Origin of the sequence: Pseudomonas sp. NFACC10-1, assembly GCF_900119195.1 — a bacterium.
Classification (GTDB): domain Bacteria; phylum Pseudomonadota; class Gammaproteobacteria; order Pseudomonadales; family Pseudomonadaceae; genus Aquipseudomonas; species Aquipseudomonas cerasi.
The window spans coordinates 481,233-505,791 of record NZ_FPJB01000001.1 but is presented as its reverse complement, the minus strand read 5'-3'; the positions used below and the strand labels follow the sequence as shown (position 1 = coordinate 505,791).

The 24,559-nt window shown below is 59.4% G+C and carries 21 protein-coding genes and 1 pseudogene; 5 read left to right on the top strand and 17 right to left on the bottom strand.

The genetic code is table 11. The annotated features are described in order from the left end of the window. Positions 1-6 precede the first annotated feature (6 nt). The 9 genes from BT119_RS02085 to BT119_RS02045 all read right to left on the bottom strand — a co-directional run bounded on the left by BT119_RS02085 (position 7) and on the right by BT119_RS02045 (position 6,828). Positions 7-1,053, bottom strand: coding sequence for an AI-2E family transporter (locus tag BT119_RS02085; RefSeq protein WP_044308390.1), 1,047 nt, complete (start codon positions 1,051-1,053; stop codon positions 7-9). A gap of 69 nt (positions 1,054-1,122) precedes the next feature. Then, entirely contained in the window at positions 1,123-1,941 is an 819-nt protein-coding gene (locus BT119_RS02080) for a DUF4892 domain-containing protein (RefSeq protein ID WP_161428749.1), read from the bottom strand. Positions 1,942-2,080: 139 nt separating this feature from the next. Next, on the bottom strand, positions 2,081-2,935 hold the full coding sequence (locus BT119_RS02075; RefSeq protein ID WP_072364656.1) for an alpha/beta hydrolase: 855 nt from the start codon (positions 2,933-2,935) through the stop codon (positions 2,081-2,083). After that, positions 2,932-3,741 (bottom strand): alpha/beta fold hydrolase, encoded by an 810-nt coding sequence (locus BT119_RS02070; RefSeq protein WP_003366732.1) that lies wholly within the window; start codon positions 3,739-3,741, stop codon positions 2,932-2,934. Before BT119_RS02070 ends, BT119_RS02075 begins: the two co-directional genes overlap by 4 nt. Before the next feature lie 336 nt (positions 3,742-4,077). After that, positions 4,078-4,356 (bottom strand): hypothetical protein, encoded by a 279-nt coding sequence (locus BT119_RS27405; protein WP_256573015.1) that lies wholly within the window; start codon positions 4,354-4,356, stop codon positions 4,078-4,080. Positions 4,357-4,475: 119 nt separating this feature from the next. After that, positions 4,476-4,919, bottom strand: a complete 444-nt coding sequence (locus BT119_RS02060) for a hotdog fold thioesterase (protein WP_003366728.1) — start codon at positions 4,917-4,919, stop codon at positions 4,476-4,478. Positions 4,920-4,981: 62 nt separating this feature from the next. Next, complete coding sequence (gene sixA / locus BT119_RS02055; RefSeq protein WP_072364653.1) at positions 4,982-5,437, bottom strand: phosphohistidine phosphatase SixA; 456 nt, start codon at positions 5,435-5,437, stop codon at positions 4,982-4,984. Further along, complete coding sequence (locus BT119_RS02050) at positions 5,434-5,778, bottom strand: DUF4389 domain-containing protein (protein ID WP_003433099.1); 345 nt, start codon at positions 5,776-5,778, stop codon at positions 5,434-5,436. Before BT119_RS02050 ends, sixA begins: the two co-directional genes overlap by 4 nt. Before the next feature lie 24 nt (positions 5,779-5,802). Continuing rightward, a complete protein-coding gene (locus BT119_RS02045; protein WP_003366722.1) occupies positions 5,803-6,828 on the bottom strand; it encodes an NAD(P)H-dependent glycerol-3-phosphate dehydrogenase in 1,026 nt (341 codons plus the stop codon). 283 nt (positions 6,829-7,111) lie between these two features. Here BT119_RS02045 and BT119_RS02040 point away from each other — a divergent pair, with 283 nt between their 5' ends. The 3 genes from BT119_RS02040 to fabB all read left to right on the top strand — a co-directional run bounded on the left by BT119_RS02040 (position 7,112) and on the right by fabB (position 11,020). Next, positions 7,112-9,049: an ATP-binding protein gene (locus BT119_RS02040; protein ID WP_044308397.1), complete on the top strand. Its 1,938-nt coding sequence runs from the start codon at positions 7,112-7,114 to the stop codon at positions 9,047-9,049. Between the two features lie 221 nt (positions 9,050-9,270). Further along, the gene (gene fabA / locus BT119_RS02035) at positions 9,271-9,786 is read left to right on the top strand and encodes a 3-hydroxyacyl-[acyl-carrier-protein] dehydratase FabA (RefSeq protein ID WP_003316569.1); all 516 of its coding nucleotides are present in this window, start codon (positions 9,271-9,273) and stop codon (positions 9,784-9,786) included. Between the two features lie 10 nt (positions 9,787-9,796). Next, positions 9,797-11,020 carry a beta-ketoacyl-ACP synthase I gene (gene fabB, locus BT119_RS02030; protein WP_003433104.1) on the top strand — a complete coding sequence of 408 codons (1,224 nt, stop codon included), beginning with the start codon at positions 9,797-9,799 and terminating at the stop codon, positions 11,018-11,020. Positions 11,021-11,167: 147 nt separating this feature from the next. Here fabB and BT119_RS02025 read toward each other — a convergent pair whose 3' ends face one another. Both BT119_RS02025 and htpG read right to left on the bottom strand, forming a co-directional pair. After that, entirely contained in the window at positions 11,168-11,896 is a 729-nt protein-coding gene (locus BT119_RS02025; protein ID WP_003366714.1) for a dienelactone hydrolase family protein, read from the bottom strand. Between the two features lie 90 nt (positions 11,897-11,986). After that, a complete protein-coding gene (htpG, locus tag BT119_RS02020; protein WP_003366712.1) occupies positions 11,987-13,894 on the bottom strand; it encodes a molecular chaperone HtpG in 1,908 nt (635 codons plus the stop codon). Positions 13,895-14,207: 313 nt separating this feature from the next. On the opposite strand from htpG, the gene BT119_RS02015 reads away from it, so the two are divergent. Further along, positions 14,208-14,468 carry a hypothetical protein gene (locus BT119_RS02015; RefSeq protein ID WP_003366710.1) on the top strand — a complete coding sequence of 87 codons (261 nt, stop codon included), beginning with the start codon at positions 14,208-14,210 and terminating at the stop codon, positions 14,466-14,468. A gap of 93 nt (positions 14,469-14,561) precedes the next feature. On the opposite strand, the gene brnQ is transcribed toward BT119_RS02015, so the two are convergent. Beyond that, positions 14,562-15,875, bottom strand: coding sequence for a branched-chain amino acid transport system II carrier protein (gene brnQ / locus BT119_RS02010; protein WP_003433107.1), 1,314 nt, complete (start codon positions 15,873-15,875; stop codon positions 14,562-14,564). Between the two features lie 371 nt (positions 15,876-16,246). Here brnQ and BT119_RS27400 point away from each other — a divergent pair. Further along, positions 16,247-16,390: pseudogene (locus BT119_RS27400) on the top strand (GNAT family N-acetyltransferase); the annotation flags it as partial. Positions 16,391-16,489: 99 nt separating this feature from the next. Here the strand turns inward: BT119_RS27400 and sucD are convergent. The 5 genes from sucD to BT119_RS01980 form a co-directional block, all read right to left on the bottom strand. After that, positions 16,490-17,371 carry a succinate--CoA ligase subunit alpha gene (sucD, locus tag BT119_RS02000; RefSeq protein WP_003316562.1) on the bottom strand — a complete coding sequence of 294 codons (882 nt, stop codon included), beginning with the start codon at positions 17,369-17,371 and terminating at the stop codon, positions 16,490-16,492. Further along, entirely contained in the window at positions 17,371-18,537 is a 1,167-nt protein-coding gene (gene sucC, locus BT119_RS01995; RefSeq protein ID WP_003316561.1) for an ADP-forming succinate--CoA ligase subunit beta, read from the bottom strand. The genes sucD and sucC overlap by 1 nt, the downstream gene beginning before the upstream one ends. 208 nt (positions 18,538-18,745) lie before the next feature. Further along, positions 18,746-20,182, bottom strand: a complete 1,437-nt coding sequence (lpdA, locus tag BT119_RS01990; RefSeq protein WP_003409846.1) for a dihydrolipoyl dehydrogenase — start codon at positions 20,180-20,182, stop codon at positions 18,746-18,748. Between the two features lie 172 nt (positions 20,183-20,354). Continuing rightward, complete coding sequence (gene odhB, locus BT119_RS01985) at positions 20,355-21,578, bottom strand: 2-oxoglutarate dehydrogenase complex dihydrolipoyllysine-residue succinyltransferase (RefSeq protein ID WP_072364651.1); 1,224 nt, start codon at positions 21,576-21,578, stop codon at positions 20,355-20,357. A gap of 41 nt (positions 21,579-21,619) precedes the next feature. Continuing rightward, entirely contained in the window at positions 21,620-24,451 is a 2,832-nt protein-coding gene (locus BT119_RS01980) for a 2-oxoglutarate dehydrogenase E1 component (RefSeq protein ID WP_003366703.1), read from the bottom strand. Positions 24,452-24,559 lie beyond the last annotated feature (108 nt).

The window sequence follows — 24,559 nt, the reverse complement described above, 5'->3', positions numbered from 1 at the left end:
TCGCCGTCAGCGGCTGCGGGCACGCTCGCTGCCGACCCAGTCGGTCAGCAGGCTGTAAGCGACTGCCAGCAGCGTCGGGCCGATGAACAGGCCGATGAAGCCGAACGCCAGCAATCCGCCGAACACACCCAACAAGACAATCACCAGCGGCAGATTGCCGCCCCTGCTGATCAGGTATGGCTTGAGCACGTTGTCCACGCCACTGATGATGAACATCCCCCAGATGCCCAGAAATATCGCCATGCCGTACTCGCCCTGCCAGACCAGCCAGGCAGTGGCAGGCAGCCAGACCAGGGGTGGGCCCATCGGGATCAGACTGAACAGAAAAGTCAGAATACCCAGCACCAACGCGCCGGGAATGCCCGCGATCAGGAAGCCGATCAGCGCCAGTACCGCCTGGGCCGCTGCCGTACCGATGACCCCGTTGACCACGCGTTGCACCGTGCCAGCGACCAGATCCAGATAATACTGGGCGCGCTCCCCGATCAGGCGCTCCAGCAGGCTGAGCACGAATGCGGCCAGGCGCGGACCGTCCCTGTAAAAAAAGAAGGCGAAGACGATGCTCAGGGTCAGTTCCAGAATCCCGCTGCCAATCTGCGCACTGCGTGCCAGCACCCAGTTACCGACCTGACCCAGATGCGGTTTGAGCGTCGCCATGAACGCCGCGCCTTGCTGATCGATGGTGGTCCACAGCGCTACCAGTCGTTCGCCCACCAGCGGAATACCCGCCAGCCATTGCGGTGGATCGGGCAAGCCGTCGACCTGAATATCCTTGATCAGGCCTGTAGCGTCACGCACATGGTCGGCGAGATTGAAGCCCAGCCATACCAGCGGCGCCGCGACCAGCAGCATCCAGCACAGGCACATCACCAGCGCGGCCAACGACTCACGGCCCTTGAACCAGCGGGTCAGCAAACGCATCAGCGGCCAGCTGGCGAAGGCCAGTACCGCGCCCCAGACCAGCGCCGACCAGAACGGCGCCATCACCCAGAGACAGGCACCAAACAGCGCCAGCAGCAGAATCTGCACCAACAGACGGTCATTGTTGAACATGCGCTATCCACTAAAAAGGATCGGAGGGAGCGAGCATAATGGCGAACCTGCGCGTCCGCCATCGCTGTTCTAACGGATAACCTCGATCTTGAGCCCTTTGCCTTCAGTGACGCCCGCCTCGAGCCGGGCAGCGCGAACACCTTTGGCGACCAGGGCGTCAAGCCAGGCGCCGGCACTGGGTCCGGACACCGTGGCGCGCAGGCTGCTGTCCTGATTGAGGGCGCGGGAAACGAGGGTAATCCAGGCATCCTGTGGTTCGCCGCTCAGACGGGGCAGTTCCAGCTTGCCGGTGCTTCGCAGCTGGCGCAGCAAGGTGGCCGAGGTCGGCAGCAGTTCGCCCAGTGGCGCAGAGGATTCAAACTGCTCGACATGCAGGTAGGCCCGGCGGTTGCCACGGGTGATGCTGTAAAGCGCTACCAGCGTGTCGCTGCGCGGCTCTGCCAGACGCAGCAACAGGTAAGCCTGGCGGTCATCCGCGCCATACAGTTTGGCGTTGCCGAACACTTCGTTGGCCCACAGGCTGCTTTCTCCGCAGTCGCGCGCCTGGCACCAGAACAACAGCTCGGCGCCCTGCTGCTGCAAGGTTTCACGAGCCGCGGTGAAGGCGTCGTCGGAAGTCCGCTCTGCAGGTAACTGATAGGTGACCGACGTCAGATTGCCACGCGCACTGACCTGGCCGTCGAAACGCAACTGGCCGCTGATCTTGCGGATCGAGCCCATGGGATAGACCCGTTCGAGCTCGGCAGCCGGACGATAATCGACGATTTCCGTGTCGGCCAGACGCGGCAGGATCTGCAGATCGCTGCTGCCTGGTACATCGGCGGCGCACAGCACAGCGCTGAACATAGACATGCACAAGGCAACAACGGGAACACTTGATAAACGCATGAGTGCTCTCATTGGCAGGCAAGCAGGGAGTGAAAATATAAAAGATCGCCAGCGAGGCGGTCACCAGAGGCTGCGGATTGATCCATCACGGTTGACTCCTGTTTCAACCCGTCCAGCGTCGGCAGTTGCCGGTCTCAAGTCAAGAAGCAGCGAAGAAGCGATTGATACAGTGTGCAACAGCGCTCGCACCCTGCTGGTCATCCAGGTGCAGATGATGGCCACCTTCAAGCTGCACGACGTCGAAAGGCAGTCCGGACAGCACAAGCTGGTTTTTCGCCAGCATACCGCCCGCAGCGACCAGCAGTTGCGTCGGGCAACGGATAGCATTGACGAAAGACATTGCCTGCTGATGCGTGAGACGTATCGCAGACGGCAAGGTCAGGCGACTGTCGCTGCGCCAGGTATAGCCGCCGGGTACCGGCATCAGGCCGCGCTGCGCGAGTAATTCTGCAGCCTCGCGACTGACCGGAACGGTGCCTTTCATTCGCGCCTGGACAGCGCGTTGTAGATCTTCGTAAACCGGCTTTTTCTTGCCCGACAGCCTGAGCTGTGCCTGCATGGCCGAGCCCATGCGCTCGGCAGCGGATTCGGGGTCACTGGTCAAGGGAATCAAACCATCGATCAGTGCCAGCCGCGTGATGCGCTCCGGCAACGACCCGGCCAGCAATACCGAAATGATCGCGCCCAGCGAATGCCCCATCAGGGCGAAGCGCGGCCAGCCCAATTGCTCGGCGACCTGCAGCACATCAAACACATAGTCGGCCAGCGCATAGGACGCCCCGGCAGGCCGATGCTCTGAATGACCATGCCCGGCCAGATCAAGCGCCACAATGCGCAGGCCCTCCAGTTGCGGTGCCAGACGGGCAAAGCTGTTGGCGTTGTCGAGCCAGCCATGCAGGGCAATCACCGGCTGGCCGTCCTCGGGGCCGTAAAGATGCGCCGCCAGTTCGATATGGCCCAGATTGAAACGCACCTCCTCCACGGTAAACGTCACGCCGTCACCCTTGAGGCGTTGCGCGCGTCCCAGCGAGCCAGCAGCGTCTTGAGCAGCAATGCGGTTTCATCCGGTCGTTCAAGGGGAAACATGTGCCCTCCGGGCATGGACAGGTATTCGCCTTCGCGCATGCGTCGGGCCAGATAACCATGATGAGGCATGATCACCCGGCTATGTTTGCCGCGCACCATGGCCAGCGGCACCTTGAGTTGCCGTGACGGCATTGGGCTGGTGTGCGGGATACTGCGGTAGATGCTGATCTCGGTCGCCGGGTCGAAACGCAGACGCCACTGCCCGCCGTCTTCGCGCAGACCATGTTGCAGGTAGGCGGTCAGGCAGTCGGGATCGAAGCGGCTGAACAGGGTCTTGCCCGCGAAGTAGGCGCGTGCCGACTGCAGATCGTCAAACGCCTCACGCCGGCCCAGGGTGCGACCCGCTGGCGTGATGCGGTCGATAAAACCCAGCCGCTTGGCAGCGCGTATGACTAACTGATCAGCCAGCCCCAGGACCGGTGAGTCGAGCATCACCACGCCCCGATAGAGTTCCGGGCAGCGCAATGCGGCATGCAGGTGCAACACGCCGCCGAGCGAGTGCCCTACCCCCCACACCGGGCCCGGCTGCTCACGCAGATGGTGGAGCAACTCATCGACCAGATTCAGCCAGTTGTCATCTACCGGAAAACGCGGATCATGGGCGTGTTGCTCAAGATGAGCCACCGAATACTCCGGTGCCAGCGCGCAAAACAGCTTGTTGTACGTCGCTGAAGGGAAGCCATTGGCGTGAGCAAAGAACACGGGTTGCGACATGCCAATACTTCCATGAGCGGGCGAGTCACGATTGTGCCAAGTTGCTTCGCAGATCGGCAATGACTGGAACCGCCATCGCAGGTGTCACTCCGGCCATCAGGATTACCCGATACGGCGGTCGGAGCGGCGTGAAGGCCTATAAAGCTTGGGTAAAACGGTCCAGGCAAGCCTTTATATAGGCGACCTGAAAACCAAAAGACTGTTTGGCAAGGGCCTTGGCCTCAGCAGAGGGCTTGGCCTTTCTGAAATCCAGGATGGCTAACTGCATGGCTTGTACTGCGACATCCGACAACGGCTGGAACAGCGCGAGGGCACCATTGTCGGGAAACTGGACCTTCAGCTGTCGAACAGCATGTCGGCATCATCACGCAAGGCCATGAACTCGGCTGAGGCCATCAGGTTATCCGCATAGACCGCCTTCAAGCGCTTTTCCAGATTCAATTCACCGTGTTGCGGTGGAGCCTTGGCAGCAGGCGGAGTTGCAGCAGATATCGGTTGACCGGTGAGTATTCCGCCGAAGGGCGGTGAACTGCCCGGCAAAGCAGGCGTTTCAGACGCAACTGTCTGTTCAGGCGCAGGGCTCTCTCCGGGTGAGGCTGGCTTTTCTTCGGTCATTATCAATCCTCCTGAGAATGAGTGCTCCCTCCAGGGAACACTCAAACACTAAGAGAAAAGATACCCTCTCACAACGGCCAAACCGGACCTGAGAATGCGTCCGTAATAGCTGAAAACACTCAATTGACTGGAGGCTCTTTGCCATGCGGTACAACGGCCACCGTCAAGCGCGAAATGCAGCTTGGCTTGCCTTCGTCGTTGCTGATACGGATGTCCCACACATGCGTGGTCCGGCCTATATGCACGGGCCTGACCACACCGGTGACACGGCCGGCACGCACACCGCGCAAATGGTTGGCGTTGACCTCCAGCCCGACGCAAAAGTACTTGCTCGGGTCGACTATCAGATAACTGGCCATCGATCCCAGCGACTCGGCCAGGACCACGGATGCGCCGCCGTGCAGCAGTCCGAAAGGCTGGTGGGTACGTTGATCGACCACCATGCTGGCCGTAAGGGAATCATCGGTGAAAGACTCGAAGCGAATGTCCAGCACCTCGCCAATGGTGTTCTTTTGAGCCGCCATGAGGGCTTCGATATCGGGAGCCTGACGCCATATGCTCATGCTAAATCCTTTTTCCGGGAGAGCCGCATTCGCGGCGGTCATTCATTGCTCGCACAGACCGTTCAGACGTGCCTGACGCTGTTGAGGCGCATCCCGCCTGCCACTAAGAACTCGCCTTCCAGCTCGGCAAGACTGGCCGTGCTCATCGGCTCGGCCTGCTGCGGGCTGCCGTGCGCCAGTACCCCGATCAGTTCGCCCACCAAAGGCTGATGGCTGACCAGCAGCACTTCGTCGACACCCAGCTTGTCCAGTTGCGCCAGCACCTCACGCGGGCTGCTGTCGGGTGTAAGCCAGGGCGCGGTGGCGATCGAGTCATCGAATGCCAACGACTGACGCACCAGCTCGGCAGTCTGTTGTGCTCGCACGTAGGGACTTGCGATGATCCGTTGCACGGGCTTGTCTGTCAGGTGCAGCGCACTTTTCAGCACTTCCTCACGTCCGTGTGCAGTCAACTCGCGTTCGGCATCACTGCGCGCCCGCGACTGCGCTTCGCCATGACGCAATACCCAGACCTTCATGGCCTTGGCTCCTCATCGCGCACCGGCTGGGCCGCTGACGGGACATGATGGGCCGCCTCGCCTTCGGGCGCGCGCGGCGCTGGCCAATCGCCGAAAGGCCAGGGTTTGTGGTCGCTGTGAAAGGTCCCGAAGCGACCGATCTGCGCCAGGTACTGGCTAATGCTGTCGCCGAAGTTCATCAGGCCGCCATTCGGCGCGCCGTAAATCAGGCGATAAACCAATTGCACCAGCACCACGCCCGCCAAAATGATTTGCGCGACGTGCCATACACCCAGAAACAGCAGCATCCACAGAATGCGCAGCAGGATCGATTCGTTGTGCTGGATTTTCGATTCGTTCAAGACCTTCTCCTGATCAGACTGAATTCAATTAAAGCCGGTAATCGAAATGAAATCGACGTCCGTCTTGGGCTCGGCCCGCATCAGTGCCTCGATGACCTGGCTGAGCGTACGGCCTTCAAAAAGAATCGCATGCAGCCCGGCGACCAACGGCATGTAGACCTGCACTTCCTGCGCCTTGACCTTGAGCACCTTGAGGGTGTTCACGCCCTCGGCCACCTCGCCCAGGCGGGTGACCGCTTCATCCAGCGTCAACCCCTGGCCCAGCGCAAAGCCGACCTGATAGTTGCGGCTTTTCGGCGAGGAGCAGGTGACGATGAGATCGCCCACCCCGGCCAGGCCGAGAAAGGTCATCGGGTTGGCGCCCTGGCTGACCGCAAAACGGGTCATTTCCGCCAGCGCCCGGGTGATCAGCATGCTCTTGGTGTTTTCGCCCATGTCCAGCGCCACCGCCATCCCGGCAATAATCGCGTAGACGTTCTTCAGTGCCCCGCCCAGCTCGACACCAAAGCGGTCATTGCTGGCATAGACGCGAAAGGTGCGCCCGTGCAATGCAGCCTGAACCGCCTGACACAGCGCTTCGTCTTCACTGGCAACCACTGTTGCAGTCAACGCATGCTCCGCGATTTCCCGCGCCAGGTTGGGCCCGGACAACACGCCGATACGCGCCTGCGGGACGATCTCTTCGAGGATCTGACTCATCAGCTTGAAGCTCTGCGCTTCAATTCCCTTGGTCAGGCTCACCAGCATCTTGCCATTGAGGCGCTCGACGTGAGGCGACAGCACCGAGCGCAAGGCACTCGATGGCAAGGCGACGAAGATCAGTTCGCTGGCGTCGAGCACCGCCGTCAGGTCGGTGACCGGCTCGACTTCAGGACGAATCTTGATACCCTTGAGGTAACGGGGGTTTTCACGATTGACGCGAATGGCCTCAGCCTGCTCCGGATCGCGCATCCACTGACGAACCTGATGGCCGTTCTCGGCCAGCAGATTGGCAATGGCCGTACCGAAGCTGCCACCGCCAAGCACCGCGACGGGTTGCTGTGTGGTCATAAAACTATCCATCCAGAGCCATTCAAGTGGCGATGCCGTCATTATACGGAGCAACACGTTATCAGCCAGCGACAAAGCTGATCTGTTATGCACGCAGGATGGCATCCATCAACAAGTTCGCTGGAAACACGCGCCATCTCGGTTAACATGCGCGCACAGCATGAATCATCACGAATCGGCCCTGCCTTGTGCAGCCGGAGCGATTCGCGACCACCGGGCGAACAGGCATGGACGCATCAATCGAACCACCTCCGCAGTGCGTTGCGCGCGAGGCCCACAGTCGATGAAGTTTCGGCATTGGGACATCAATACCCGCACACAGATCATCAGCCTTGGCCCTGCCCTGTTGCTGACAGCTCTGTTGATCAGCTTTTTTACGTTCGTGCGTATTCAGGACCTGCGTCAGGAGCTCAATCACACCGGGCAACTGATCGCCAATCAGCTGGCGACTGCGGTCGAGCCAGGCGTGACCTCGGGCGATATCGAAGGGCTCAAGGCGTTGATGCGCGCCACCTTGTCCATGCCCAGCGTTCGCTACGTGGAAATTCAGGACAGCTCCAACACCGCCGTAATCTACATAGACCAGCCGCGCGAAAACGAGCAGCAGACCCGGCAGATGGAAGTGTTTCTGGCCCCCGTTCAGCCGCAGCGCACCACCATTCATGGCAATCCAGGCACCCCCGCCGCAGGGAAAAGCCAACCCGCGCAGGGCGCTTCACAGAGTTATCTGGGCCGGGTGCTGGTAGGTATGTCCAGCGAAGCATTCAGCCGACGTCAGCAAGAGATCCTGCTCAAGGCTGGCGTCCTGGCGATGGTGGCCTTGCTGTTCGCCTTTCTGCTGGCGCGCAGCCTGGCCTTGAGCCTGTCCAGACCCATCAGCGCTATGGGCGAAGCCCTCAAGGCGATTCAACAGGGCGATTACCACACGCCCATGCCGGTCAGCGATGATGCCGAGCTGGGTGCGCTGGCGCGGCACATCAACAACCTGGCGGAGAACCTGCACCGTGCCAGCCTCGAGCAGCAACGCTCGGTGGCACAACTGATCCAGACCCGGGAAGAAGCCGAACAGGCCAACCGCGCCAAATCGGATTTTCTGGCCATGATGAGTCACGAACTGCGTACGCCCATGAACGGTGTACTGGGCATGCTGCAGTTGCTCGAAACCACGCAGATGACCCACGAGCAGAGCGAGTACGCAACGCTGGCGACCGAATCCACCGAGCATCTGCTGCGGGTCATCAACGACATCCTCGATTTTTCCCGCATCGAGCGCGATGCCCTGCAAATGGAAGGCATACCGTTCAACCTGGCTGAACTGGTCAGCGCCTCGACCCACGCCTTCAACCACAGCGCCGCGCAACGCAAGCTGCTGTTGGAACTGCACATTCAGCCAGGTCTTGAGGCGATAAACGTCATAGGCGACCCGACACGCATTCGCCAGATTCTGGTGAACCTGATCGGCAACGCGCTTAAATTCACCGAGCAAGGCAAGGTCTGCGTCGACGCCAGGTGGGCAATGCTCGACGATGAGCGGCTGCACTTTACCTGCGCGGTTCAGGACAGCGGCATCGGTATCGACGCCGAGCGACTGGAATCGATGTTCGATGCGTTCAAGCAGGCCGACAGCTCGATTTCCAGACGTTACGGCGGCACGGGGCTGGGGCTGCCGATTGCGCGGACCCTGGCCGAACGCATGGGCGGCACCTTGCACGCCGAAAGCGCGGAAGGTTCGGGCTCGCTGTTCACACTGCAGATCCCCCTGCCCGTCTCGCGCGACGCTTCGGTGGATATTGCCAAGCCACTGTCGATACTCGATGCTCATGGCCGGGAGCGCAGCATTCTGCTGGTCGAAGACAACCCTGTGAACCGCACGGTGGTGCAGGCCATGTTGCGTAATCTGGGGTGCGAGGTCGACATCGCTGTCGACGGTGCCGAAGCGGTGGCGAAGGCAAGCGCAGGCAACCACGCGCTGATTCTCATGGATTGCCGACTGCCGGTCATGGATGGCTATGAGGCCACCCGTCGAATCAGGCAACTTTCCGGGCTGGAGCGAATCCCAATCATTGCCCTGACGGCCAACGCGTTACAGGGTGATCGGGACGCCTGCTTGCAGGCAGGAATGGATGATTACCTGCCCAAACCCTTCAAACATGCTGATTTACAGCAGGTTTTACAGCGCTGGCTGTCCTTTGAAGCACCTGTGACTGGCGATAAATGTTAAATTGCGGCAGTCTTGGCATCCAGATCGGCCAGCAAAATCGGCTGAATGACAAAATTCAGTGTACAGGTGTACCTTGATTTCACCTGCGCTGTGACTTTCATTACAACGCAACAGTCTATGAGTAGGCTGCCGGACAGGGTCCTGGCGAAAATAACACGCCAGAACTGGCGTTCGGGCCAGTGGCGCCACAACCTGCCGCACAAGATTATTGAGGAGCTCGCATGACCAAACAACACGCCTTTACCCGGGAAGACCTGCTGCGCTGCAGTCGTGGCGAGCTGTTCGGCCCAGGTAATGCGCAACTGCCCGCCCCCAACATGCTGATGGTTGATCGCATCACGCACATCAGTGATGAGGGCGGCAAGTTCGGCAAGGGTGAGTTGGTCGCCGAACTGGATATCAATCCGGACCTGTGGTTCTTTGCCTGCCACTTCGAAGGTGATCCGGTCATGCCTGGATGCCTGGGCCTCGACGCCATGTGGCAGTTGGTCGGTTTCTATCTTGGCTGGCAGGGCAACCCCGGCCGTGGTCGTGCCCTGGGTTCAGGCGAAGTGAAGTTTTTCGGTCAGGTGCTGCCTACCGCCAAGAAGGTCACTTACAACATCCACATCAAGCGCGTCCTGAAGGGCAAACTGAACCTGGCCATCGCCGACGGTTCGGTCAGTGTCGACGGTCGCGAAATCTATACCGCCGAAGGCCTCCGGGTCGGCGTGTTCACTTCCACTGAAAATTTCTAAGGGTACTCGCATGCGCCGCGTCGTTATCACTGGTCTGGGTATTGTTTCCTGCTTGGGCAATGACAAAGACACCGTCACCGCTAACCTGCGTGCTAACCGCCCTGGCATCCGCTTCAACCCGGAATATGCCGAAATGGGTCTGCGCAGCCAGGTTTCCGGCTCCATCGACCTGAACCTGGAAGAGCTGATCGATCGCAAGATCTTCCGTTTCGTCGGCCATGCGGCAGCCTATGCCTACCTGGCGATGAAAGACGCCATCACCGATTCGGGCCTGACCGACGAGCAGGTTTCCAACGTGCGTACCGGCCTGATCGCCGGCAGCGGCGGCGCCTCGACCCTGAACCAGATGGAAGCGCTGGACACCCTGCGCGAGAAAGGCGTCAAGCGCGTCGGCCCGTACCGCGTCACGCGGACCATGGGCAGCACCGTTTCGGCCTGCCTGGCCACGCCGTTCAAGATCAAGGGTGTGAACTACTCCATCTCGTCCGCCTGCGCCACCAGCGCACACTGCATCGGCAACGCTGTCGAGCAGATCCAGCTGGGCAAGCAGGACATCGTCTTTGCCGGTGGCGGTGAAGAAGAGCACTGGAGCCAGTCGTTCCTGTTCGACGCGATGGGTGCACTGTCCACCCAGTACAACGAAACGCCGGAAAAAGCCTCGCGTGCCTACGACGCCAAGCGTGACGGTTTCGTCATTGCCGGTGGTGGCGGCATGGTCGTTGTCGAAGAACTCGAACACGCTCTGGCGCGTGGCGCGAAGATCTACGCAGAGATCGTCGGCTACGGCGCGACCTCCGATGGCTACGACATGGTCGCACCAAGCGGTGAAGGCGCCATTCGTTGCATGAAGATGGCGCTGGGCGACATCGATTCGGGTGCCATTGACTACATCAACACCCACGGCACCTCGACTCCGGTCGGCGACGCCAAGGAGATGGAAGGCGTGCGCGAAGTATTCGGCGCCAACGCTCCGGCGATCAGCTCCACCAAGAGCCTGTCGGGCCACTCGCTGGGCGCCGCAGGTGTCCACGAAGCGATCTACTGCCTGTTGATGATGGAAAACAACTTCATCGCAGGTTCGGCCAACATCGACGAACTGGACCCGGTGGTTGCCGACATGCCTATCCTGCTCAAGACTAAGGAAGATGCGAAGATCGATCTGGTCATGAGCAACAGCTTCGGCTTCGGCGGCACCAACGCCACGCTGGTCTTGAAGCGCTGGGCGGGCAAGTAATACCGCTTTTGCGACAAACAAAGAAGGCGCCTTTCGAGGCGCCTTTTTTGTGAATGGGGAAAAGTGGCTGGTGTTCTCCGGTATGCCCACGCGGAGCATGGGCACGATAGTGTTCTCCGGCACGCCCTAAGCGCGATAGGTATTCATTCAGCCGAACACTTCTTTCAGCAAATCATGCATCGACTTGAACGCGCGGTTCGACACTTTGGCGTCGTACATCATCATGCCCGGCACGTTGGCGTGCGGATCTGTGAAGGAGTGGAATGCACCACCGTAGCTGTACAGTTGCCAGTCCACGCCAGCGGCATTCATCTCGTCTTCGAAAGCCGGCAGTTGCTCTTTCGGCACCAACGGGTCAGAAGCACCGTGCAGGACCAGCACCGAGCCCTTGATGTTTTTGGCGTCAGCCGGGTTAGGCGTATCCAGCGTGCCGTGGAAGGAAATCGCGGCTTTCAGTTCAGCACCGGTACGCGCAAGCTCCAGAGAGCAGCAGCCGCCGAAGCAGAAGCCGAAGGTTGCGATTCTGCTTGAGTCCAGAGCCACATCCCCCTGGCTCAACAACTGGTCGAGTCCTGCCTGCATACGCTTGCGCAGCAGGCTGCGATCGTTCTTGAGCGGCGTCATGGCAGCGCCCGCCTCGTCATTGTTACCGGGGCGAATCTGCTGACCATACAGGTCAGCCAGCAACACGACATAGCCCTCGGCTGCTACCGCTTTGGCGATGTCTTCGGCGCCCTTGCTGACGCCCATCCAGTTGGGCGCCATCAACAGACCTGGCTGTGCAGCAGTAGCATGGGTGTCGTACACCAGACGGCTTTCATAGGGCTGACCATCAATCTGATAGACCACAGAACGAATTTCGATATTGCTGCTCATTACTGACTCCTGATCGTTGGAGAGATGAAAGACGTGTCGCGGGAACTGAAACAAAAAACCCGCCGAGGCGGGTTTCTTGTCAACCGGCTATCAAACCGACAGTTCTACCAGCAACTTGTTCAGACGGCGCACGTAAGCGGCCGGATCCTTGAGGCTGTCACCGGCGGCCAGCGCGGCCTGATCGAACAGGATGTGCGACAGATCGCCGAAGCGGTCTTCGCTCTGTTCGGCATCAAGCTTGCCGATCAACGGGTGAGCCGGGTTGAATTCGAAGATAGGCTTGGAGTCTGGCACCTTCTGCCCGCTGGCCTCCAGAATCTGACGCATTTGCAGCCCCATATCCTGCTCGCCAATGGCCAGAATCGCAGGCGAATCGGTCAGACGATGGGAAACCCGCACTTCGCTCACCGACTCACCCAGCGCGGCTTTCAGGCGCTCGATCAGACCTTCCTTGTCCTTGGCGATCTCTTCCTGAGCCTTCTTGTCCTCTTCGGAGTCAAGATTGCCCAGATCCAGGTCACCACGCGCCACATCCACAAAGCCCTTGCCATCGAAGTCGCTCAGGTAGCTCATCAGCCACTCGTCGATACGATCGGTGAGCAGCAGCACTTCGATGCCCTTCTTGCGGAAGACCTCAAGGTGCGGGCTGTTCTTGACCTGTGCGTAGGATTCGCCAGTGAGGTAGTAAATCTTGTCCTGACCTTCCTTGGCACGCGCCAGGTACTCGGCCAGAGAAACGCTCTGTTCGCCGCTGTCGTCGGACGTTGATGCGAAACGCAGCAGACCGGCAATTTTTTCCTTGTTGGCGAAGTCTTCTGCAGGACCTTCCTTGAGGACCTGACCAAAGTTTTTCCAGAAACCCTTGTACTTCTCGGGCTCGTTTTTCGCCAGCTTCTCCAGCATGTCCAGCACGCGCTTGGTCAACGCCGACTTCATCGAGTCGATGATAGGGTCTTTCTGCAGGATTTCGCGGGAAACGTTCAGCGACAGGTCATTGGAGTCGACCACGCCCTTGACGAAGCGCATGTACAGCGGCAGGAACGACTCTGCCTGATCCATCACGAACACGCGCTGGACGTAAAGCTTGAGGCCACGCGGGGCTTCACGCTGATACAGATCGAACGGCGCACGCGCAGGCACGTACAGCAGCGAGGTGTATTCCAGCTTGCCTTCGACTTTGTTATGGCTCCAGCTCAGCGGGTTCTCGTAGTCGTGCGCGACATGCTTGTAGAACTCCTGATACTCCTCGTCCTTCACCTCGGTGCGCGGACGGGTCCAGAGTGCGCTGGCGCGGTTGACGGTTTCCCACTCCAGCGCCGGCGCCTCCTCGCCTTCGGCTGCCGGAGCCTGCTCTTTGGGCAGTTCGATCGGCAAGGCGATATGGTCGGAGTATTTCTTGATGATGTTACGCAGGCGGTAGCCGTCAGCGAATTCCTCTTCACCGTTTTTCAGGTGCAGAACAATGCGGGTGCCACGATCAGCCTTGTCGACGGTGGCAACTTCGAACTCGCCTTCGCCCTTGGAGGACCAGTGCACGCCTTCGCTCGCTGGCGTGCCGGCACGGCGGCTGAACACTTCGACCTGATCGGCTACGATGAACGCCGAGTAGAAGCCCACGCCGAACTGACCGATCAGGTGCGAGTCCTTCTTCTGGTCGCCCGACAGGTTTTTCATGAAATCAGCGGTGCCGGACTTGGCGATCGTGCCCAGGTGGGTGATCACGTCTTCACGGCTCATACCGATGCCGTTGTCTTCAAGCGTAACGGTCTTCGCGTCCTTGTCGAAGCTCACACGAATTTTCAGCTCCGCGCCGCCTTCCAGCAACTCGGGCGTGGACAACGCTTCAAAACGCAATTTGTCGACCGCGTCAGACGCGTTCGAGATCAATTCGCGAAGGAAAATTTCCTTGTTGGAATACAGCGAATGGATCATGAGGTGCAGCAGTTGCTTTACCTCGGTCTGGAAGCCCAGGGTTTCCTTTTGAGTTTCCACACTCATAATCATCAAACTCCGATCTGGATGGTATAAGCCGTCACGGTCAGGCAGCAGCCTGTGTGACAGCGGGTAGTCATCAAGGTGGGGGCTGGGTCGGGGATTTCAAGAGCCAATGATGCGTGGAGCTTGTTTCGTGTACCGGTCACAAGGCGAACCGGCTTGCTCGGCGCTCACCGGAAAGGCTCATGATCGGCCCGGTTTCATCAGTGTGTAACGGCCGTGCAACAGCGCTCCCCATTATTGTCGTCACGGGTGGAACTTAACTCGCGGGGGCAGGCTCTTAGGCTCGTGAATACTTAATAAGGAGAAACACCCCATGCGTAAATCTTTAGCCTATGCCTTGATGCTTTCTGCCACCCTGGGCCTTGCCGCCTGTGACAAAAAGTCCGAAAACACTCAGCAAGATGCCAACAAGGCAGCTCAGCAGTCCCAGGAGTCGATGGAAAAGGCTCAGGAAAAAGTGAATGACGCGGCCAAGGAAAGCCAGGAAGCCGCTCAGAAGAACGCTGAAGCCGCTCAGCAGCGCGCCAATGAAAACGCCGACAAGGCGCCAGAAGCAGCACCAGCCACCAAGTAAGGCTGATACGCTCGCAGAACTAAAAAGGCCCGCTTATAGCGGGCCTTTTCATGCAACACGGTTTTTCCTGCGCAATCGTCTAACGCACGGCCTTCAAGCCAGCGCCTCGCTACGCTTGCCCATGGCCCTGTCGACCACCACCGCGACCACCAGCGTGACAACAGCAGGCACCAGCCACGCGAGCCCCTGATCACCCAGCGGCAGATGGCTCAGAACATCGGGCAGCGCGTCGGCGAAACCGGCGCCCTTCAGCGCATCGATCAGGCCAAACACCAGCGAAACCAGCATCACAGGTGCCACTACGCGTCCCTGGCTCTGCCAGAGTTCCTTGCAGAAGCTCAGCGCGACCAGAACGATGCACGGCGGATAAATCGCCGTGAGCACCGGAATCGAAAACTGGATCAGTTTGGTCAACCCGAGATTGGACACCAGCAGCGAGAACACGGCGAGGATAATCACCAGCGTTCTGTAGGACAGCGGCAGCACCTTGGCAAAGTATTCGGCGCAGGCACAGGTCAGGCCTACTGCAGTGACCAGACACGCCAGGGAAATCAGCACGGCAAGGAACCCGCTGCCCAGCGAACCGAAGGTGTGTTGCACGTAGGCATGCAGAACCGCTGCGCCATTGCTCGCACCGGCCGCCACGGCGTGGCTGCCGGAACCAAGGCGAAACAGACTGACATACACCAGCGCCAACCCCACCCCGGCGATCAGCCCGGCAATGATCGCGTAGCGAGTGATCAGACGGGGCGATTCGACACCGCGAGAGCGGATCGCATTGACGATAACGATACCGAAGACCAGCGCCCCCAGCGTATCCATGGTCAGGTAACCATTGATGAACCCCTGGGAAAACGGTGCTGCGGCGTACGCGGGCTCCGCCTCCCCTATTCCGCCCGCCGGCAAGGCGAATGCCGCAATGCCCAGAACCGCCAGCGCAATGATCTTCAGCGGCGCCAGAAAGCGTCCGACGGTATCGAGCAAGCGCCCCGGGTACAGCGAAACCCAGAACACCACCAGAAAATACACCAGGCTGTAGAGAAACAATGCCATCGGGGTGTCGCCGGTCAGAGGCGCCAGGCCGACTTCGAACGATACCGTGGCGGTACGTGGCGTGGCGAACAGCGGACCGACCGCCAGATAGCAGACGGCAGCGAGCGCCCCGCCAGCGATCTTGCCAATCGGACTGCTCAGGGCATCCATCGCGCCGCCGACCCTGGCCAGAGCAATCACGGTAATGACCGGCAAGCCAACCGCAGTGACCAGAAAGCCCAGCGCTGCCATCCACACATGCGGCCCGGCTTGCAGGCCAACTATAGGGGGAAAGATGATGTTGCCAGCCCCGACGAACAGGGCAAATGTCATAAAACCGAGTGCCAGGATGTCCTGGCCTTTCAACACTTTCATTACGAGGGACCACACGGAATCGAAAAAGGGATGGGACGTCACCCATGAATGGGGCAGACGCAGCCCGTCGGCGTAAGACGTGGCAGTACCTTGCGAAACGCCCCTCGTGAGGGCAACGCAAAAACGGCGGACAGGGTAGCCAACTTCGCTCGAAAATGCACTGTCTCAGGGCGAGTCACCCGACAACGCACCCTGAACTGGCAGCTGCAAAAGCCGCTGTAAAACGAGAAATGCCTGACAGACCAACCGTTTCCTGACAGATAGATTGGGCCTCCTCTCTATACCCGGCAGCTTATTTCCATGCCTGACATCACCCATCCGAGTGCGATACCCACGCCGACCCTGTATTCGCCACGCCTGGTCCTGCGCCCCTTAATGAAGCGTCGTGCCGCCTGTCGCGGCGCGAAGGCATGCGCCTTGTGACCGTTCAGGAAGCACAGTTTGTTTGCGGGACCACTCAGGAACAGATATGGGAATTGACCTGTCAGGAATGGCAGATGAATAACAATCGATAGACGCAAGCAGCACAAGGACGCACCGCTGCGTTTTTCAGCGGCCCAAACAAAAGCCACCCGAAGGTGGCTTTTGTCGATTACCCGAAAAGCAAGCGAGGCTTACTTGGTCGGCCAACCGGTCAGCTCGGCCAGGGCCTTGCCGATGTCTGCCAGGGAGCGCACGGTTTTCACGCCAGCGTCCTGCAATGCAGCGAACTTCTCGTCTGCAGTACCTTTACCACCCGAGATGATTGCACCGGCATGGCCCATGCGCTTGCCCGGAGGAGCAGTCACACCAGCGATGTAGGAAACAACCGGCTTGGTCACGTGCGCCTTGATGTAGGCAGCGGCTTCTTCTTCAGCCGAACCGCCGATCTCGCCGATCATGACGATCGCTTCGGTCTTCGGGTCTTCCTGGAACAGCTTCAGGATGTCGATGAAGTTCGAGCCCGGGATCGGGTCACCGCCGATACCGACGCAGGTGGACTGGCCGAAACCGGCGTCAGTGGTCTGCTTCACAGCTTCGTAAGTCAGGGTGCCGGAACGCGACACGATGCCTACCTTGCCTGGCAAGTGAATATGACCTGGCATGATACCGATCTTGCACTCGCCCGGAGTGATGACGCCTGGGCAGTTAGGGCCGATCAGGACCACACCCAGCTCGTCGCACTTGACCTTGGCTTCCAGCATGTCGATGGTCGGGATGCCTTCGGTGATGCACACGATCAGCTTGATGCCGCCGAACGCTGCTTCAAGGATGGAATCCTTGCAGAAAGGAGCCGGAACGTAGATGACGCTGGCGGTTGCGCCAGTGGTGTCTACCGCTTCTTTCACAGTGTTGAACACTGGCAGGTTCAGGTGCGTGGTGCCGCCCTTGCCTGGTGTCACGCCGCCAACCATCTTGGTGCCGTAGGCAATGGCTTGCTCGGAGTGGAAGGTACCTTGCGAACCAGTGAAACCCTGGCAGATAACCTTGGTGTCTTTATTGATCAGGACGCTCATTACTTGCCCTCCGCGGCTTTGACAACTTGTTGAGCAGCGTCGGTCAGGCTGGTAGCCGCGATGATGTTCAAACCGCTTTCTGCCAGTACTTTAGCGCCCAGCTCAGCGTTGTTGCCTTCAAGGCGAACAACAACCGGGATTTTAACGCCGACTTCTTTCACTGCGCCGATGATGCCTTCGGCAATCATGTCGCAACGAACGATACCGCCGAAGATGTTGACCAGAACTGCAGCGACGTTGGCGTCGGACAGAATGATCTTGAACGCTTCGGTAACGCGTTCCTTGGTGGCACCGCCGCCAACGTCAAGGAAGTTTGCAGGCTTGCCGCCATGCAGATTGACGATGTCCATGGTACCCATGGCCAGACCGGCACCGTTGACCATGCAGCCGATGTTGCCTTCCAGCGCAACGTAGTTCAGTTCGAACTTGGCGGCGTGAGCTTCGCGAGGATCGTCCTGCGAAGGATCGTGGAAGCCCTTCAGCTTTGGCTGACGGTACATGGCGTTGGCGTCGATGTTGATCTTGGCGTCCAGGCAGTGCAGATCGCCGTCAGCCTTGATCACCAGCGGGTTCACTTCCAGCAGTGCCAGGTCATGGTCCTGGAACAGCTTGGCCAGACCGGTGAAGATCTTGGCGAACTGAGTGACCTGCTTGCCTTCCAGACCCAGCTGGAAGGCCAGATCGCGACCCTGGAACGGCTGAGCGCCAACCAGTGGATCGATGGTGGCCTTGAGAATCTTTTCAGGAGTGTCGTGCGCGATCTTCTCGATGTCCACGCCACCTTCGGTGGAAGCCATGAACACGATACGACGGCTGGAACGATCGACCACAGCGCCCAGATACAGCTCTTTGGCGATGTCGGTGCAGGACTCGACCAGGATCTTGGTCACTGGCTGACCGTTGGCGTCAGTCTGGTAAGTCACCAGGCGCTTGCCCAACCACTGTTGAGCGAACGCTGCAGCGTCTTCCTTGCTGCGAACCAGCTTTACGCCGCCCGCTTTACCGCGACCACCTGCGTGAACCTGGGCTTTGACGACCCACTCGGTCCCGCCGATCTTGTCGCAGGCTTCTGCTGCTGCTTCCGGGGTGTCTACCGCGTAACCCTTGGATACTGGCAGGCCGTACTCAGCGAACAGCTGCTTACCCTGATACTCGTGAAGATTCATGCTTATTACCGTCTTCGTTTAGGTACTGCGCATTCGGTGCTGCACGTCGGCGTGCCGCACCACCTGTGACCGCTACTCCGGGTGGACTCCGCAAGTGCCGTGGGACACTCATGAAGCCGCCTGAGAGGTCGAGTCCGGCGCAGATTCCGCGGTAAGCCCTGCTTGCAAGGCCAACGACGGGCACTGCGCCGTGGTTTCTCTTGTTGTCTTAGCGTTTCTTGCGATTCTGGATATGGATGGCGCCGCCATTCACAGCCAGTGCAGCTTCATGCAGCGCTTCGGACAGGGTCGGGTGCGAGAAGACCATCATGCCGATGTCCTCTGCGCTGCTGCCGAATTCCATCGCGATTGCGCCCTGCTGTACCAGTTCTGCAGCGCTCGGGCCAATAACGTGAACACCCAGTACGCGATCGGTCTTGGCGTCGGCAATGATCTTGACGAAACCGCCGGTGTCATTGGCTGCCATGGCACGGCCGCTGGCTGCGAACGGGAACGTACCGACGTTGACTTCAACGCCTTCGGCCTTGAGCGTCTGCTCGGTCTTGCCGACCCAGGCGATTTCCGGGTGGGTATAGATAACCGACGGGATCAGGTTGTAGTTCATCTGGGCCTTGTGGCCCTTGATGCGCTCGACAACCATGATGCCCTCTTCCGAGGCCTTGTGCGCCAGCATCAGACCGCGAACCACGTCACCAATGGCGTATACGCCCGGAACGCTGGTGGTGCAGTAGTCATCAACGTAGATGAAACCGCGCTCGTCCAGATCGACGCCGCTGTCCGAAGCCAGCAGGTCAGTGGTAACCGGACGACGGCCCACGGCAACGATCAGACGGTCGAATGTGATCGACTGTTCGCCGGCAGCGTCGGTGTAGCTGACCACAACCTGCTCGCCTTCGACCTTGGAACCGGTCACGCGAGCGCCCAGCTTGATGTCCAGGCCCTGCTTGTTGAAAGTTTTCAGCGCTTCCTTGGAAACCGCTTCGTCGGCTGCCGGGATGAACTTCTCCAGCGCTTCCAGAACGGTAACCTGGGCACCCAGGCGAGCCCAGACAGAACCCAGTTCCAGACCGATCACGCCAGCGCCGATCACGCCCAGACGCTGTGGAACCTGTTGGAATTCAAGAGCACCAGTCGAATCGACGATGACTTTCTGGTCAACAGGCGCTGGCGGAATGTCGATAGGACGCGAACCCGAAGCCAGGATCACATGATCCGCTTCAATGATTTCGACAGTGCCATCGGCTGCGGTCAGTTCAACTTTCTTGCCGGCCAGCAGTTTGCCGTGGCCCTGCAACGTGGTCACGCCGTTGGCTTTGAACAGGCTGGCAACGCCGCCGGTCAGGCCTTTGACGATGGTCGACTTGCGGCCGATCATCGCTGGGACGTCGATGTTCAGTTCAGAGGTCGAGATGCCATGCACGCTGAAGCCGTTCTTGGCTTCATAGAATTTCCAGGAGCTGTCGAGCAGTGCCTTGGAAGGAATGCAACCCACGTTCAGGCAGGTACCGCCGAGGGCCAGTTTGCCCTCCTTGTCCTGATACTTCTCGATGCAGGCAGTCTTGAGACCAAGTTGCGCAGCCTTGATGGCGGCAACATAACCGCCAGGGCCTGCGCCAATCACTACCACGTCGAATTTCTGGGACATAAAAAAGAATTCCTCTATAGCTGCGAGCTTTAACCTGCAAGCTGCAGGCAGGTCTGTGATGCTTTACAGACGAGCGTTGCAACCTGTTCATTAGATGTAATCTGCAAGACCCGGGCTGTGCGACAGACTGCGCTCTTGCGCAGCCTGTCGTGTGCAGCCCGGGGCTGCGTCATCAAATATCCAGCAGCAGACGAGCCGGATCTTCCAGCAGGTTCTTGATGGTCACGAGGAAGGTTACCGCTTCCTTGCCGTCGATCAAACGGTGATCATACGACAACGCCAGATACATCATCGGGCGAATCACAACCTGACCATTGACCGCCATCGGACGCTGCAGAATGTTGTGCATGCCCAGAATTGCAGCCTGTGGCGGGTTGACGATCGGCGTCGACATCATCGAACCGAAAGTACCACCATTGGTGATAGTGAACGTACCGCCGGTCATCTCGTCGATGGACAGTTTACCGTCACGGGCTTTCTTGCCGAAGGTGGCGATGCCGCCTTCGATTTCAGCCAGGCTCATGTGCTCTGCGTTACGCAGAACCGGTACGACCAGACCGCGATCGCTGGAAACCGCGACACCGACGTCAGCATAGCCGTGGTAAACGATATCGGAACCGTCGATCGACGCGTTGACGGCCGGGAAGCGCTTCAGCGCTTCAGTGGCAGCCTTGACGAAGAACGACATGAAGCCCAGGCGTACGCCATTGTGCGACTTCTCGAACAGGTCCTTGTACTTCGAACGCAGTGCCATGACTTCGGTCATGTCGACTTCGTTGAAAGTGGTCAGCATCGCCATGTTCGACTGGGCTTCGACCAGACGCTTGGCAACGGTTGCACGCACGCGGGTCATCGGCACACGCTTCTCGGTGCGATCGCCAGCAGCGACCACAGGAGCCGCGGCGGCAGCAGGCTTGGCGGCAGGCGCGGCGGCCGGAGCGGATTTCTTCGCTTCAACTGCAGCAACCACGTCTTCCTTGGTGATACGGCCGTCTTTACCGGTGCCCTTGACGCTGGCCAGGTTGATGCCGTTTTCTTCAGCCAATTGACGCGCAGCAGGCGCAGCAATCGGGTCTTCTTCGCCAGCGCCAGCAGGTGCAGCGGGAGCCGCAGCAGGAGCCGAGGCAGGCGCGGCCGCTGGCGCAGCAGAAGCAGTAGCACCAGCGTCCAGCGTTGCAATCACTTCGTTGGACAGGACAGTGCTGCCCTCGCCTTTCACGATCGATACCAGCACGCCGTCGGCTTCGGCCAGTACTTCGAGAACGACCTTATCGGTCTCGATGTCGACCAGCAGCTCGTCACGTTTTACCGCATCGCCCGGCTGCTTGTGCCAGGTGGAAATGGTGCCGTCGGCAACGGATTCCGGGAAAGAGGGGGCTTTGATCTCGATAGCCATTATCTGTAATTCCTTAATTCGGTTTCTAATGCTCGAAGGCGTTAAACAGTGAAGGCATCTTGCAGCAGTTTTTCCTGCTGCTCGGCGTGCATCGAAGCGTAACCACATGCTGGAGCGGCAGAAGCATCACGACCGGCGTACTCGAGAACGAGTTCACGTTTGTGGTTGCCCATGCTGCGACGCAGATGGTGTTGGCTGCTGTACCAGGCACCCTGGTTCATCGGCTCTTCCTGACACCAGACCACATGCTGCAGGTTGGTATAAGGCGCGATGGTTTCCATCAAATCATCTTCAGGGAACGGATACAGCTGCTCGAGGCGAACGATGGCGATGTCTTCACGCCCTTCGGCACGGCGTTTTTCCAGGAGATCGTAGTAAACCTTGCCGCTGCACAGCACCAGACGCGTGACCTTGGCCGGATCGAGGGTATCGATTTCCGGAATGACGGTCTGGAACGAGCCTTCGGCCAAGTCTTCCAGAGTCGAAACAGCCAGCTTGTGACGCAACAGCGACTTCGGTGTCAGCACGATCAGCGGCTTGCGCAGCGGACGGATGACCTGACGACGCAACAAGTGATAGATCTGCGCCGGAGTCGTCGGTACGCACACCTGAATGTTGTGCTCGGCGCACAATTGCAGGTAACGCTCCAGACGGGCCGACGAGTGCTCTGGCCCCTGCCCTTCATAGCCATGAGGCAACAGCATGGTCAGACCGCACAGACGGCCCCACTTGTGCTCGCCGCTGGTGATGAACTGGTCGACAACCACCTGAGCGCCGTTGGCGAAGTCGCCGAACTGGGCTTCCCAGATAACCAGCGCATCAGGCTGGGTAGTCGAATAACCGTATTCGAATGCCAGTACGGCCTCTTCCGAAAGGAAGGAGTCGTACAGGTCGAAACGTGGCTGACCGGAGTACAGATTCTGCAGCGGGATATAGGTCCCGGCGTCTTTCTGGTTGTGCAGCACGGCGTGACGGTGCGAGAACGTACCGCGACCGATGTCCTGCCCCGTCATGCGGATCGGGTGACCTTCGAATGCCAGTGTGGCGTACGCCATGGTTTCGGCGTAACCCCAGTTGATCGGCAAGCCACCGGCCTGCATCTTCTGGCGGTCTTCGTAGATTTTCTGAACCTGACGCTGCACGACGAAGCCTTCCGGCAGCTCCATGAGCTTGGCGGACAGTTCCTGCAGGGTCTTGAGATCGAAGCGGGTGTCGTGACGCGCAGTCCAGGCATGGCCCAGGTATGGACGCCAGTCGACGAACAATTCCTTGTTCGGCTCCTTGACCAGACTTTTCACCACGTGCAGACCGTTGTCCAGCGCGCTGCGGTAGTCGTCGACCTTGGCCTGAACGCGGGCATCGTCGAGAACGCCGGTCTTGATCAGATGCTCGGCATACAGCTCGCGCGTGGTGCGCTGCTTGGTGATCTGCTGATACATCAAAGGCTGGGTGCCGCTCGGCTCGTCAGCTTCGTTGTGGCCACGGCGACGGTAGCAAACCAGATCGATCACGATGTCGCGCTTGAACTGCATGCGGTAATCGATGGCCAGCTGGGTCACGAACATCACGGCTTCCGGATCATCACCATTCACATGGAGGATCGGCGCCTGGATCATCTTGGCGACGTCGGTGGCGTACTCGGTAGAACGCGAGTCCAGCGGGTTGCTGATGGTGAAGCCCACCTGGTTGTTGATGACGATGTGGATCGTACCGCCCGTCTTGAAGCCGCGAGTCTGCGACATCTGGAAGGTTTCCATGACCACGCCCTGGCCGGCAAAGGCCGCGTCGCCGTGGAGGGAAATCGGCAGAACCTTGTCGCCGTTCGGATCGTTGCGACGATCCTGACGCGCACGCACCGACCCCTCGACCACCGGAGACACGATCTCCAGGTGAGACGGGTTGAAGGCCATGGCGAGGTGAACCTCACCGCCTGCGGTCATGACGTTGGAAGAGAAGCCCTGGTGGTATTTGACGTCACCGGAACCCAGTTCCACTTTCTTCTTGCCTTCGAACTCGTCGAACAGGTCGCGAGGATTCTTGCCGAAGGTGTTCACCAGTACGTTGAGGCGGCCACGGTGGGCCATGCCGATCACGACTTCCTTGGTGCCATAGGACCCGGAACGCTGAATCAGCTCGTCCAGCATTGGAATCAGGCTTTCGCCGCCTTCCAGACCGAAACGCTTGGTGCCCGGGTATTTGGTACCCAGGTATTTCTCGAGGCCTTCAGCTGCGGTAACACGCTCGAGCAGGTGGCTCTGAATGTCAGCCGAGAACACCGGACGGCCACGAACACTCTCGAGACGCTGCATGAACCAGTTGCGCTGCTCGGAATCCACGATGTGAGTGAACTCGGAGCCGATGGTGCGACAATATGTCTGCTGCAACGCTTCATGAATTTCGCGTAGGCTCGCTTCCTCTTTGCCGATGAACAGGTCGCCGGCACGGAAGGTCGTATCAAGATCGGCATTGGTCAAGCCGTAATGATTGATGGACAGATCCGCAGGCGCAGGGCGCTGCCACAGGCCCAGCGGATCGAGTTGGGCAGCCTGGTGGCCACGCATCCGATATGCCTGGATCAGTCGCAGCACTTCAACCTGCTTCTTCTCGTGTTCGCTGCTCACACTGCCGGCGGACACCGGTTGAGCGCGGCGCTGGTTTTTGGCCAGCAACACGAAATGATCGCGAATGGTCGAGTGCGATACATCAGTGGCAGAGCTGCCGTCTGCTGGCAACTTCTGAAAGTAGGTGCGCCATTCTTCTGGCACAGCGTTAGGGTCGTGCAGGTAAAGCTCATAGAGCTCTTCCACATAGGCAGCGTTACCACCGGATAGGTGGGCACTGTTCCACATGCGCTGCATCACGCTTTCTTGCATGCTTGGTCACCCTCGGTAAGGGGACACCACCGGCGAAGACACCAGAGCAATCCTGAAATAGTCGTGTGCAGCGACTGTATCAAGTCACCAGGGATCACGCAGATAGTC